Annotated in this window: 10 protein-coding genes and 3 pseudogenes; 7 read left to right on the top strand and 6 right to left on the bottom strand. The window is 72.4% G+C overall.

The annotated features are described in order from the left end of the window. Positions 1-93: 93 nt before the first annotated feature. On the top strand, positions 94-384 hold the full coding sequence (locus tag ACGFH9_RS12040) for a DivIVA domain-containing protein (protein ID WP_393217677.1): 291 nt from the start codon (positions 94-96) through the stop codon (positions 382-384). Positions 385-631: 247 nt separating this feature from the next. Here the strand turns inward: ACGFH9_RS12040 and ACGFH9_RS12035 are convergent, their stop codons facing one another. Further along, positions 632-886: a hypothetical protein gene (locus ACGFH9_RS12035; RefSeq protein ID WP_393217676.1), complete on the bottom strand. Its 255-nt coding sequence runs from the start codon at positions 884-886 to the stop codon at positions 632-634. Between the two features lie 458 nt (positions 887-1,344). Between ACGFH9_RS12035 and ACGFH9_RS12030 the strand changes: the two genes are divergently transcribed. Further along, positions 1,345-4,053: a COR domain-containing protein gene (locus ACGFH9_RS12030; RefSeq protein ID WP_393217674.1), complete on the top strand. Its 2,709-nt coding sequence runs from the start codon at positions 1,345-1,347 to the stop codon at positions 4,051-4,053. Here ACGFH9_RS12030 and ACGFH9_RS12025 read toward each other — a convergent pair. The 3 genes from ACGFH9_RS12025 to ACGFH9_RS12015 form a co-directional block, all read right to left on the bottom strand. Beyond that, positions 4,042-4,332 carry a DUF559 domain-containing protein gene (locus ACGFH9_RS12025; RefSeq protein WP_393217672.1) on the bottom strand — a complete coding sequence of 97 codons (291 nt, stop codon included), beginning with the start codon at positions 4,330-4,332 and terminating at the stop codon, positions 4,042-4,044. The two genes, ACGFH9_RS12030 and ACGFH9_RS12025, sit on opposite strands and share 12 nt — an antisense overlap. A 106-nt stretch (positions 4,333-4,438) precedes the next feature. Next, complete coding sequence (locus tag ACGFH9_RS12020; RefSeq protein WP_393217670.1) at positions 4,439-4,759, bottom strand: hypothetical protein; 321 nt, start codon at positions 4,757-4,759, stop codon at positions 4,439-4,441. A gap of 115 nt (positions 4,760-4,874) precedes the next feature. Then, positions 4,875-6,653, bottom strand: a complete 1,779-nt coding sequence (locus ACGFH9_RS12015) for an ABC transporter ATP-binding protein (protein WP_393217959.1) — start codon at positions 6,651-6,653, stop codon at positions 4,875-4,877. A 94-nt stretch (positions 6,654-6,747) separates the two neighbouring features. Between ACGFH9_RS12015 and ACGFH9_RS12010 the strand changes: the two genes are divergently transcribed. Together ACGFH9_RS12010 and ACGFH9_RS12005 are read left to right on the top strand one after the other, a co-directional pair. Then, positions 6,748-7,176, top strand: a complete 429-nt coding sequence (locus ACGFH9_RS12010; protein ID WP_393217668.1) for a MarR family winged helix-turn-helix transcriptional regulator — start codon at positions 6,748-6,750, stop codon at positions 7,174-7,176. A gap of 331 nt (positions 7,177-7,507) precedes the next feature. Continuing rightward, positions 7,508-7,825: pseudogene (locus ACGFH9_RS12005) on the top strand (asparagine synthase-related protein); the annotation flags it as partial. A gap of 143 nt (positions 7,826-7,968) precedes the next feature. On the opposite strand, the pseudogene ACGFH9_RS12000 reads toward ACGFH9_RS12005, so the two are convergent. Together ACGFH9_RS12000 and ACGFH9_RS11995 are read right to left on the bottom strand one after the other, a co-directional pair. After that, a pseudogene (locus tag ACGFH9_RS12000) lies at positions 7,969-8,532 on the bottom strand (glutamate-cysteine ligase family protein); the annotation flags it as partial. Positions 8,533-8,622: 90 nt separating this feature from the next. Beyond that, positions 8,623-9,220 (bottom strand): annotated as a pseudogene (locus tag ACGFH9_RS11995) (DUF6596 domain-containing protein); the annotation flags it as partial. Positions 9,221-9,581: 361 nt separating this feature from the next. Here ACGFH9_RS11995 and fxsA point away from each other — a divergent pair. Genes fxsA through ACGFH9_RS11980 form a run of 3 tightly spaced genes read left to right on the top strand, consistent with a single transcriptional unit; the run spans position 9,582 to position 12,678 of the window. Further along, the gene (gene fxsA / locus ACGFH9_RS11990) at positions 9,582-9,773 is read left to right on the top strand and encodes an FxSxx-COOH cyclophane-containing RiPP peptide (protein WP_344360073.1); all 192 of its coding nucleotides are present in this window, start codon (positions 9,582-9,584) and stop codon (positions 9,771-9,773) included. A gap of 2 nt (positions 9,774-9,775) precedes the next feature. Then, positions 9,776-10,987 (top strand): FxsB family cyclophane-forming radical SAM/SPASM peptide maturase, encoded by a 1,212-nt coding sequence (locus ACGFH9_RS11985; RefSeq protein WP_393217666.1) that lies wholly within the window; start codon positions 9,776-9,778, stop codon positions 10,985-10,987. Next, the gene (locus tag ACGFH9_RS11980; protein ID WP_393217665.1) at positions 10,984-12,678 is read left to right on the top strand and encodes an aKG-HExxH-type peptide beta-hydroxylase; all 1,695 of its coding nucleotides are present in this window, start codon (positions 10,984-10,986) and stop codon (positions 12,676-12,678) included. The genes ACGFH9_RS11985 and ACGFH9_RS11980 overlap by 4 nt, the downstream gene beginning before the upstream one ends. Positions 12,679-12,687: the final 9 nt, after the last annotated feature.

Below are 12,687 nucleotides of genomic sequence, written 5' to 3'. Positions count from 1 at the left end.
GCTCATCCCCTCGGTCGGGGCGGGTGCGTGTGCCCGTCCCGACCCCACCGAACGGACCCTTCGCAATCCCGTCTGCCCGCAGAGAGGATCGTCGTGGCTCAGGTGTATCGAGGAAGTCAGCCCCACCCCGCCGGCTATCCGGCCCGGTTGACGCCCTACGAGGTGCGGACCCGCGAGTTCGCCGCGCGTCGGCGCGGCGTCGACCTCGATGAGGTACGCGAGTTCCAGGCCCGGGTCGCCGACGAACTGACCATGCTCAACGAGACGGTACGGCTGCTCAGCCGGGAAAACGACCGACTCGGACGGGCGCTGCGCGACTGGCAGACCATGCACGCGCGAGAGTGCCGGCCACCGCACGAGCAACACAACGCCGGCCACTGGTGATCACGCGCCCCTCCCCCGGCGACCTGCTCGTCATCGACGGCCGAGCCTCGGTGCAGTTCGCCGGGGAGCGCGCCCTCACCTTTCGCATCGTCTCCGTGTCGGACCAGCCGACGTACGAGGGCTGGGTCTGGTTGACGGGCTACGTCCTCGATCGCCGAGGCGATGCGATCGCCAAGCGCGAGATCTTCGTCCAGCTCTCCGGTCTCCGACCTCCGACAGACACCGGGAGGATCCGCTCCACGGTTCCTCAACCGTCGTCGGCGGGCAGGGTGCTGTCGGCTGCCACCGTCGTCCGGCCGGCGAGCGCCTGACGCAGCGCCGCGGACTGCTCCACCGAGCCACCCCGGACACCAAGGCTCTTTCGGGCCGCCCGGTAGTAGCCGTCCCGGGCCTCGTTGACCCGTGCCAGTTGCTCCGAAACGTCCGTCGGCGCTCCGACGATCCCTCGGGCGAGCCGCTCCACCTGCCAGATAGCGTCGCGCCAGTTCGCGGCGGCCACCACCGCCGCGACGCGCCCTTGCGCACCCGCACCCGAGCCACCACCACCGACTCGACCGGATCGAACTCCACACCCTCGACCACCGCCTGCTCGACCCCGAGCAGCCCAGCCCATACCCTGGCAGAACGCACGCCGTTCTCCCGCCCCCAAAAGTTCTGACCTTCAACAAGCCAGAACCTAGGCAGGACAACGGCGTGCGCCATAAACGACGCGCCCAACCACCCACAAACACATCACAAGACCCAACAATGTGCCCACGCTGCCGAGGCTGCCGTACCGGGGCGGGCCCTGCCACCCCCTGCCTGGAATCGTCGGCACAGGCGTGTCATGTGCCGACGATGGGACGAGGGGACACTTGCGTCCCACACTCGATCGGAAACGTGACCTGATCGACGGACCTCGCGGTGGCACTCGGCGTCCATAGTGGTGTGCGATCAGCAGTCACGAAGGACGGACAGCCGATGAAGACGGTAGCGAACCTGGGCCGGACGGGCATCTCGTCGATCCCGGCCGACCTGCTGGAGCAGACCGAGCTTGAGGTGCTGGCGCTGTACGGCAACGAGATCGACAGCCTGCCGCCCGAGATCGGCGCGCTCGGTCGGCTGGAAAAGCTGGACCTCGCCGGAAACATGCTGACCACCCTCCCGCCCGAAATCGGCGAGCTGAAGCAGCTCCGTGAGCTGGATCTCGGCGGGAACCAGCTCACCGCCCTGCCCGAGGAGCTTGGCGCGCTGCCCGACCTGCGACTTCTCGACCTGCGAAGCAACAGGCTCAGGACCCTCCCGACGAGTCTCGCGCCGCTGCTGATCCGAGGTCAGCTGACGATCCGACTCGACAACAATCCGCTGGATGAGGCCCTGGTCGAGACCCTGCGCCGTGGCGACGGCGCGCTGGGCATGTACCTGCAGAGTCTGGGAGACGGGGTTCCGCAGTACGAGGCCAAGATCCTGCTGGTGGGTGAGGGGAACGTCGGCAAGACCTCGCTGGTGGGGGCACTCAACGACGAGCAGTTCGTGCAGGGGCGTCCCACGACGCACGGCATCCAGATCCGGGAGCTGACCCTGCCGCACCCGTTCCAGTGCCAGTCGTTGACACTGCGGACCTGGGACTTCGGCGGCCAGGAGATCTACCGCGTGACCCACCAGTTCTTCTTCAGCCGGCGTGCCGTCTACCTGCTCGTCTGGCACCCCCGCGAAGGGCAGGAGCAGGGCGAGGTGGAAGGCTGGCTGCGCCGCATCCGGCTGCGGGTGGGAACGGCGGCCAGGGTGATGATCGTGGCGACCCACGCGGACGAGCGACGGCCCGAGCTGGACTACCCGCGCCTGCGGGAGATCTTCCCGGGCATGATCGCCGGGCAGTACGCGGTGGACAGCGAAACGAACCGCGGCGTCGCGACGTTACGGACGGCCATCGGCAACGAGGCGGCGCAGCTCCCGCAGATGGGCCAGTTGTTCAGCCGCCGGTGGGCCAGCGCCCGGGACGGAATCCTGGCGCGGGCCGGCGCCCAGCCGCAGATGTCCTTCGAGGACTTCGCCGCGATCTGCCGCCGGCACCGGGTCCGCGACGACGAGGTCGTCCACCTGGCGGAGCTGCTCCACGACCTCGGTCAGATCATCTACTACGGCGATGACGACGGCCTGCGCGACATCGTGATCCTCAATCCCGAGTGGTTGACCAAGGCGATCAGCCACGTGTTGGAGGACCACGGCGTCCGGGCCGGCTACGGGATCCTCGACCACCACGAGCTGCGACGCATCTGGCGTCGGCGCGACGACGGCCTGTCGTACAACCCCGTCCACCATCCGTTCTTCCTGCGCCTCATGGAGAAGTTCGACGTCTCGTACCGGCTGAACGACGGGGACCGGAGCCTGATCGCCCAGTTGGTCCCGTACGAGCGCCCGCGACTGCCGTGGGAGGCGAGCCAGCCGGTACCGGACGGTATCCGGGTGCTGCGGCTGACCTGTGAGCTCGGCGAGAGCGCACCGCCGGGCCTGATCTCGTGGATCACCGTCCGCCACCACGACGCGTCGACGGGTCGACACTGGCGGCGAGGCGTGTTCCTCCGCCATCCGATCGACACGTACCGGTCCGAGGCGCTTGTCGAGTTGCAGGCTGACCACCGGTTGGCCATCGAGGTCCGCGCGCCGTCGCCCGATCTCTTCTTCAACGTGCTGCGGGACAGCCTGGAGCGCCTGCTCACGACGCGCTGGCCGGGCCTGCCCTTCACGCTGTTCGTACCGTGTCCGAGCCGCGACCCCGACGGCGCGGCCTGCACCGGACGGTTCCCGCTCGACGGGCTGATCAGGTTCCGGGAGCGTTCGACGCGTCCCGCCTCGGTCCAGCCCGTCGGCCTGTTCGGGGCGCCCCTGGGGGCCGGGGCGGACCGGCCGCAGGTCGTACTCCCCTGTTTGACCTGCCAGCAGGACCACGACGTCGCCGGCCTGCTGACCGGTTTCGTGGTGCCGCGGCCCTTCGGTGTCGAGCTGAACCGGCTGGAACGGCGACTCAGCACCCTCAGCGAGGAGGTCGGCGCGATCGGAGACCACGTTGCGCAGACCGCGTCGTTCGCCGCGGACACGGCACACCACCTCCGTCGGCTGGTACGGGCCGTCGGCACCGAGGTGACCGACTGCCCGCGACTGTTCACCGTCGCCACGATCCCGTCCGTCGGCTGGCGTCGTCTCTCGTTCGGGCAGCGATCGATCCGGATCACCCTGTGGTGTGAGCAGCCCGGCGAGTGGCACACCTGGGACGGGGCCGGTTACGAGCTGACCCAGCCGCGCGAGTGGCTGCTGACGGCCGCGCCGTACCTGAACCTGGTGTTCAAGACCCTGCGCCTCGTGTATCCGGTGGCGGCCTCGGTGGTCGGCTACGTCGCACCGAACCTGGAACACGCGCAGCGGGAACTCGACCTGATGAAGAGCCTGATCGACTCGCTGCCCACGGCGCTCGCCGAGGACGCGCTGGCCGCGCCGCCCGAGTCCCGGCACACCCTGTCCGTGGCCGAGGGCGCCGCCCTGCGCTCGTTCAAGGTGCTGCTCATGCAGTTGGACGCCGTGCGGGCGTTCGGTGGGCTGGGCCGGGTGCTGACCTCCACCGGCGAGTTCCTGTGGGTCTGCCCGACCCACCGGCGCATGCACGACCCGGGGCTACCGGTGCTACCCGCCTGACGGTCCGAGCTCACGCCTGCGGGTCGCGAGGATCGCCAGGGTCTCCCGGCGTACGTCGTCGACCTCGTGGACCAGGCGGCGATGGGCGAAGCGGACCACCAGGATCCCGGCGGTCGCCAGCAGGGCGTCCCGCCGCAGGTCGACCTCCCGCTGCCGGGGATAGTCGTGGGTGGTCGAGCCGTCGAGTTCGATGTTGACCCGTTCCCGCTCGGCGAACATGTCGAGGTAGACGGTGCGCCGCCCGAGACGCATCGGCACCTGCCGGCGGAACACCGGCATCGTCGGGCCGATGAAGACGTGCTCGTGGCCCCAGATCTCCAGCGGACTACGGCACCGGCGCCCTCCGTTCGGCGGACGGCAGGATCGGCCACGAGTCGACGATGGTCTACTCAAGGCGAGTGACCGTCAGTCCTCGGCGGACGACCACGTGCGGCGGCGCGACGACAAGGTCCTTACGCCGATGGACCACCACTCCGGGGCGGGCCCGTAGGCCCGCGTTGATCGGGGCGGTGAGGTGCAGTGGCCCACCCGGGTTCTGCGGGCGCAGGCCCCAGGCGGCGAGCGCGCTGAAACGGCTGAGTGTGGCGCGTCCCCGCGCCCAGGCGAGAGCCGCGAGGGCGGCGACGCCCGGGTCGAGGCGGCTCAGGACCGGGGCGTCCGGTCTGTTGTTCACCAGGTGCGCCGCCACGAAAACCTCCGGCAGCACCCGACAACCCCCCAGTCGCACCCACATTCTGCTAATCGTGATCGGTGGCTGCTCAGCAGCAATCCGCCCGGCGTGTCATGTCGCCCAGCAGCCAACGATCAAGGAAGCAACGAGCTCAGGAGGCCAGGGTCGCGTAGCGGCCGTTGCTGGTGAGCAGGCTGTCGTGGTTGCCCGTTTCGACGATGCGGCCGTGGTCGAGCACCGCGATCTGGTCGGCGTCGCGAACCGTGGACAGGCGGTGGGCGATCGTGATCGTCGTACGCCCCTGGGCGAGGACGTCGAACGCCCGCTGCACGGCGCGTTCGGTCTCGGTGTCCAGCGCGCTGGTGGCCTCGTCGAGGACCAGGATGCGCGGGTCGCGCAGCAGCGTACGGGCGATGGCGAGCCGTTGCTTCTCGCCACCGGAGAAGCGGTGCCCGCGGGAGCCGACCATCGTGTCGTACCCGTCGGGGAGCGCGGCGATGAGGTCGTGGATGTGCGCGGCGCGGGCGGCGGTCTCGATCTCGGCGTCGGTGGCGTCCGGCCGGGCGTAGCGCAGGTTCTCCCGAACGGTGGTGTGCAGCAGGTACGTCTCCTGGCTGACCACGCCGACGATGGCGGCCAGGTCGGCCAGGCGCAGGTCGCGCAGGTCGACGCCGTCGATGGTGACGCGGCCGGCGGTCGGATCGTGCAGGCGGCTGACCAGCCCGGCGAGGGTGCTCTTGCCGGAGCCGGTCTCGCCGACCAGGGCGAGGCTGGTGCCGGCGGGCACGTCGAGGGTGATCCCGGCGAGGGCGGCGGTGTCGCTGCCCGGGTAGCCGAAGGTGACGTCGTCCAGGCGCAGGTGACCGCGGACCCGGGTGGGGTCGAGGCGGACCGGCTCGGCGGGGTCGGCGACGTCGACGGGGAGGTCGAGGTATTCGAAGATCCGGGCGAACAGCGCCAGCGACGCGGTCAGCGACACACCCACGTTGAGCAGGCCCATCAACGGCCGGAACAGGCCGCCCTGCAGGGCGGTGAAGGCGACCAGGGTGCCGATGCTCGGCGTGCCGGCGGTGCCGGGCAGGCCGGCGGTGAGGTAGATGACGGCCGGTACGGCGGCGAAGATGATGCTCATCGACGCCATCCGCCAGCGACCGGCCAGCTCGCTGCGCAGCTCCAGGTCGACGAGGCGAGCCGAGGAGGCGGCGAACCGGTCGATCAGGGCGGGACCGGTGCCCAGGGTCTTGGCGAGTTGGACGCCGCTGACCGACAGCCCCTCCTCGACGGTGACGTTGAGGTCGGCGAGTTCGCCCTGGCGCTGGGCGGTGATCTCACGGCGCATGCGGGCGACCCGGCGGGTCAGCCAGACGGCCGGGGGCAGTACCACGAGCGAGACCAGGGAGAGCTGCCAGGAGAGCGCGATCATCGCGACGGCGGTGGCCACCACTGTGGTGAGGTTGGCCGCGACGGCGGTGGCGGTGGAGGTGACCACCGACTGCATGCCGCCGATGTCGTTGGTGATGCGCGACTGCACCTCGCCGGTGCGGGTGCGGGTGAAGAAGCCGAGCGACTGCCGTTGGAGGTGGCCGAACACGTCGGTGCGCAGCCGGTGCATGACCCGCTGCCCGACCTGGGCGGAGATCCAGGTCTGCACGACGCCGAGCGCGGCGGTGACGGCGGCGACGGCGACCATGCCGAGGACCAGCCAGACCAGCAGGGTCACGTCGCCCTGCGGGAGGGCCCGGTCGATCACGGTACGCAGCAGGAACGGGCTGGCCATCGCGACGATCGAGGAGAGCACGATGATCGCGGTGACGATGGCCAGCGCGGAGCGGTGGGGGGTGAACAGGCGGCCGATGCGGCGCAGGGACACCTGGTGGGCCTGCTCCTTCTCCTCGGCGCTGATCGTGCGGTGGCCGCGGTCGCGGCCCATCGGGGTGGGTTCCAAGAGTGAGATCCTTCCGGATGAATATGCTGAGGTTACCTCAACATGAGGGAACAACAGCATTGGCTGCTACCGTATTCCGGTGACCGAGGACACGACCGACACCGGCGAGGAGAACCTGGCCGAGACGTTCTGGGCGGTCGCATCCCGTCTGCGCCAGCAGACCCGGGAGTCGCTGGCCCCGTGGGACGTCACCCCCAGCCAGTCCCGGGCGCTCGGCGTGCTCGGCCGCCACGGCGAGGTACGCCCCGGCACCCTCGCCGAGCACCTGCGCATCGCGCCCCGCTCGGCCACCGAGGTCGTCGACGACCTCCAGGCCCGGGGGCTCGTCGAGCGGCGGCCCGACCCGGCCGACCGCCGGGCGACCCTGGTCGCGTTGACCGCCGAGGGCACCCGGGTCAGCGCCGCCATCCGAGCCGCCCGTCGCGCCGAGGCGGACCGTTTCTTCGGCCACCTCCCCGACGCCGACCGGGCCGAGCTGACCCGCATCCTGCTCACCCTGCGCGCCTGAATCGGACGCGTGGGCACACCGGACGCGAAAGCGCCTGCGCGTTTGCCGTCCCCCCGCCCGGGTAGCCAGCGGCCGCGTTTCCACCGCGGGCCCCGCCACCACCAGTCGGGGTGACCTGACAGGAGGGGCCATGTCCGCCCCGAGCCAGCACCGGCCCGGCATCAAACCGCTCTACCTCGCCGAGACTCCCGGACGCCTCCGGTTCGCTTCCACCCTGCCCGCGCTACTGCGCGCGGGCGACGTCGACACCGACATCGATCCGGTGGCGCTGCACCACCACCTGTCCTGGCACTCGATCGTGCCGGCGCCCAGGACCGTGCTGCGCGGCGGCCCCCCGGAGCACAAGGTGGCCCGGGGCGGCAAGGGCGTCCTCAAGGAGGTAGCCCGGGAGGTGCTGCCGGCCGAGGTGGTCGACCGGCCGAAGGGCTACTTCCCGGTGCCGGCGCTGCGCAACGTGGACGGGCCGGTACGCGAGCTGGTCGCCGAGTCGTTGCAGGCCCCGGCGGCGCGCGAGCGCGGTCTGTTCCGCCCCGAGTACGTGGCGCACCTGCTCGCCGAGCCGGACCGGGCCGAGGCGGCGGCCGGCGGCAACAAGCTGTGGCAGTTGGGTCTGCTGGAGCTGTGGCTGCAGACCCACGGCATCCGCTGAGCCAGCGAGGCGGGTCCGGTCGGCGCGCGTCGACCGGGACGGACCGTTCAGCCGGCGGCGGTCTGGGCGGCGAGGTCGTCGATGACGGCCCGCAGGTCGACCAACGCGCCGTCGAGGCCGTCGTGGGCCGCCCGCCATGCCCACTGCATCGACCGCCAGCTCGCGTGACCGGTGTCGTACCCGTCGTGCAGCGGCGAGTTGCTGGTGATGGCCTGCACCACCGGCAGCCACACCCGCAGGTGGTTGCGGACCTGCACGGCCAGTTCCCGGTCCGGAACCCCGACGTGCACGTGACAGCCGCAGACCGCCGGGTCGTGCGCCACCGGGCCGTACCGGCGCGACATGGCGTGGTAGCGCGGCTCGTCGGGCACCGTCCGGTGCGGCTCGGCCACCGGCGTCGCGCCGACCGCCACGAGCCGGGCCCCGGCCGCGGCGGCGGTCTCGACCGCCGAGCGCCGCAGCGCCACCAACTGGGTACGCAGTTCGCCGAGGTCCGCGCAGACCGGGGTGACCATCTCCACCATGCTGTGTCGGAACTCCTGACGGCTCTGGTCGCGGGCTCGGCCGCGCAGCGCGGCCCGCACCTCGTCGGCCACCGGCAGGTTCCGGCCGCTGTCCGGGTCGAGCAGCAGGGACTCCTCCTCGACGCCGAGAGTGAGGATGCCGAGGTCAGGCCGGGTGTCGACCGTCATCGGACGGTACGCCATGGCCGCCTCCGTCCACTGTCGTGGCCACGGGCGGGCACTCGGCCGACGGGCGGCTCGGTTTCCCCGCCGGAGCAACCGGCAAACGCGCGCTCAACCCGTCGCCAGCGCGACCGCACGCGCGGTGAGGAAGGCCCGTTCGGCCGCGTTGTCCGTCAACGCGACGGCCATCCGGTACGCCTCGGCGTCGCGGCCGAGCCGGACCAGCAGGTCGGCGCGGACCGCGTGCCGTACGTGGTAGCCGGGCAGGTCGAGCCGGTCCACCTCGGCCAGCGCCACGGCCGCGCCGGCGACCTCGGCGAGCGCGACGGCCCGGTTCAACGCCACCACCGGACCGGGGGCGACGACCGTGAGCTGGTCGTACAACGCGAGGATCTGCCCCCAGTCGGTGTCGGCGGCGCACCAGCATCTGCCCCTCGGCGATCAGGGTGGCGTCCCACCGACCCCGGTCCTGCTCCGGCAGCGGCACCAGGTCACCGTCGGCGGTGGTGCGGGCACCTCGGCGGGATTCGGTGAGCAGCATCAGCGCGAGAAGGCCCAGCGCCTCCGGCTCGTCCGGCATCAGGTCGACGAGCAGCCGGGCAAGCCGGATCGCCTCGACGCACAGTTCGGCGCGGGCCAGGTGCGGGCCGGCGCTGGCCGTGTACCCCGCATTGAAGATCAGGTACAGCACGGTGAGTACGGCATGCAGCTCGCCGACCTCGCGCATCACCCGGGCCAGGAACTCCGGCTCCGGTGACCCACCCCGGGCTGGTGCATGCTCAGCAGGTAGAGCGCCATCGTTCCTCCTCGCGGCGGTGGTCGGCACGATGCCGACCCCTCATCCTCCATACGAACGGCGGCCGCCCACATCGACAGGTCGACCGGACACGTATCGGCCCGTCGACGCCGGGCCGCCGGGCGGTCCTGGTCGTACGCCAGGTAACGGCACGGTGGCCAGCGCGTACGGGGTACGGTGTCGCGCCCTCGCGGGTCGGCTGCGATGGTGTAGAAAGGCGGAGTGAGCGCAGCGGTGACTCAGGTGCCGGTCTTCGACCGAAGGACGGTCCACGGTGGCTGACCACGACCAGCCGCCCATCCCCCGCACTGTCGGCACCGCTCTGGTGCAGCTCGGCGACGTACCCCTGGCGGACCTGTTGGCCGGGGCGGGTGACGGCGTCCTGGCCCACGTGCTGGGCACGCTGGCCGCCGAGGGCGAGCCGGGGCGGCCCGGCGACGTGTCGGCGTTCGAGTCGAGCTTCTGACCGTGCCGGCCGACGCACCGCCGTCGGCCACCCGACACCGCCCTGCCGTGGCCGCGCCCCGGGTCCGCCAGGTGGTGCTGAAGGTCCACTCGCGGTGCAACCTGGCCTGCGACTACTGCTACGTCTACCGGCACGCGGACCAGGACTGGCGGGCCCGGCCCCGGATCATGGCCCCCGGCACCGTGCGCCGGGTCGCCGACCGGCTCGCCGCCCACATGGCCCGGCACGGCACCGACCGTGTCCGGGTGGTGCTGCACGGCGGTGAGCCGCTGCTCGCCGGCCTCGCCGTGCTGGACCGGACGGTACGGACGCTGCGCGCCGCGCTACCCGCCGGCGCCGCACTCGACGTGGCGATGCAGACCAACGGGCTGCTGCTCGACGAGGCGGCGCTCGACCTGTGTCACACGCACGGCATCGACGTCGGCGTGAGCCTGGACGGCGACCGCACGGCCAACGACCGCCACCGACGCCACGCCGACGGGCGCGGCAGCTTCGCCGAGGTGGCCTCCGCCCTGCGCCTGCTGGCGCGGCCCGAACACCGCGCCCGCTACGCCGGCCTGCTCTGCACCGTCGACCTGACCAACGACCCGATCGCCGTCTACGAGGGCCTGCGGGAGTTCGACCCGCCCCGGCTGGACCTTCTGCTGCCGCACGGAAACTGGAGCGCTCCCCCGCCCGGGCGTCACCCCGACGACCGAGCCACCCCGTACGCGGACTGGCTGATCGCCGTCTTCGACCGCTGGTACGCCGAAACGCCCCGACGGACCGGCATCCGGCTGTTCGAGTCGATGATCGCGCTGCTGCTGGGCGGGCGCAGCGGCACACAGGCCCTGGGCGTCGCCGAGCCCGATGTCATGACGATCGAGACCGACGGCACCATCGAGGGGACCGACACGCTCAAGACCACCACGGCGTCGGCGATGCGGACCGGGTACGACGTCTTTCGACACAGCTTCGACGACGCGCTGCGGCACCCGTCGCTGGCCGGACGTCCCACCGGGATCGCGGCACTGGCCCCGGCCTGCCGTGCCTGCCCGGTCGTCGACGTCTGCGGCGGCGGCCTGTACGCGCACCGCTTCCGCGACGGCGCCGGGTTCGCCCACCCGTCGGTCTACTGTGCCGACCTGTTCCGGCTGATCCGGCACGTCCAGGAGACGGTGACCGCCGACCTGGAGGCGCTGCGCCGTCGGAGCGTACCGGCGGCGCACCCGTGACGGCCCCTCTGACGGCGACGCAGCTCGCCGGACTGGCCGCCGGCCACGGCGACGCCGACACCATCGCCGTGTTGCGGGGCGGACAGCTCGGCCGCCGCCGACTGCTGACCGTCGCCGCCGCCCGCGCCTGCCGCGCCGAGCCGCTCGCCCGGCAGAGTCTGGAACTGCTCACCCGCGCCGAACACGCCGAACCGGCGACCGTGGCCGAAGCGCTGGCCCATCCGCCGGTGACCGGCTGGACCCGCGCCGCGCTCGACGGCGCGGCCGGCCCCACCTACCTGGCGACGCTCGCGGCAGCCGCGGCGGGCCGCGCCGGCCTGACGTTCACGCTGACGCTGCCCCGCCCGGCCGACGGTGTGCTCGCGCTGCCCGCCGTCGGCGCGGCGACGGGACTGCGCGCCGACGACGCGGTGCGGCTGCGCGGCGAGGCCGGCACGCTGCGGATCGACGGCGGCGAGGACGACGGGGTACGGGTCGACGCGCGCGACGGTCGGCTGCTGGACGCGGGCGACGGCGGGATCGACTGGCAGCCGGCGCGCAGGACCGTGCCGTTCGACGCGGCCGGCGTGCTGGTCGACGACCAGGACCCGTGGCGCAACTGCTACCACCGTCCGTCCGCGCCCCGCCTGGACGACGCGGGGGCCGCCCAGCTGGACCGTCTCGCCACCGGGGCAGGCCAGTGGCTGCGCGAACACCTTCCGGCGCACGCCGACACGCTGGCCGGTCTGCTGCGCTCACTCGTGCCGCTGCGGCCGCCGCCCTCGGGCAACCCGGTGAGCGCCACCAGCAGGGACGCGCTGGGGGCCATCGCGCTCTCCGTGCCGGCCGACGCACAGACCCTCGCGCTGCTGCTCGTACACGAGGTGCAGCACACCAAACTCGGCGCGCTGCTCGACCTGGTGCCGCTCTACCGGACGGGCGGGCCGGCGCGCTACCGGGCGCCGTGGCGGCTGGACCCACGCCCGGTCGGCGCGCTGCTTCAGGGCGCGTACGCCCACCTGGGTGTGGCCGAGGTGTGGCGTCGCCGACGGCACGAGGGCACCGCGGCCGTGTTCGAGTACGCGTACTGGCGGGAGCAGACGATCCGCGCGGCCCGGCAGCTCGCCGACGCCGCCGAGCTGACCGAGACCGGTCGTTCGTTCGTGGCAGACATGGAGCGCACGCTGCGCGGCTGGCGCGACCCGGTCGACGGCCCGGTCGAGGCCGCCGTGCGGGACGTCGCCGATGCCGGCGCGGTGCGCTGGGGCCTGACCAACCTGCTGCCCGACCCGCACGAGGTGGCCCGCCTGGCGCACGCGTGGCGACACGGCGTGCCACCGGAGGTCGGGCACTCGGCGTCGACGGTCCTCCCGGCCGTGGCCCGTCCCGCGCTCACGCTGGACAGCGGTCCCGAGGCCGCCGTACGGCACCGGCTCATGGGTGGCGGCGGGCCGTCCGGGTCGAGCCCGAGTGACCAGGCGTACGCGGCGGGCAACTCCGAGGACGCGCTGGCCGGTTACCGCCGACGTCTCGCAGCCGACCCCGCTGACGTCGACGCCTGGGTGGGCCTCGCCCTGACCGCCCACCACACCGGGCAACCGGCTGCGGCCGGGGTGCTGACCCACCGGCCCGAGCTGGTGCAGGCGCTCAGCCAGACCCTTCCCGACGCCGATCCGCTCACGCTCGCGGCCTGGCTGGCACAGCCCGCCTGACCGGTCGAC

It is taken from the genome of Micromonospora sp. NPDC049102, assembly GCF_043197485.1.
Taxonomy (GTDB): domain Bacteria; phylum Actinomycetota; class Actinomycetes; order Mycobacteriales; family Micromonosporaceae; genus Micromonospora.
The sequence above is the reverse complement of the archived record's forward strand: the minus strand, read 5'-3'. Positions and strand labels throughout refer to the sequence as shown.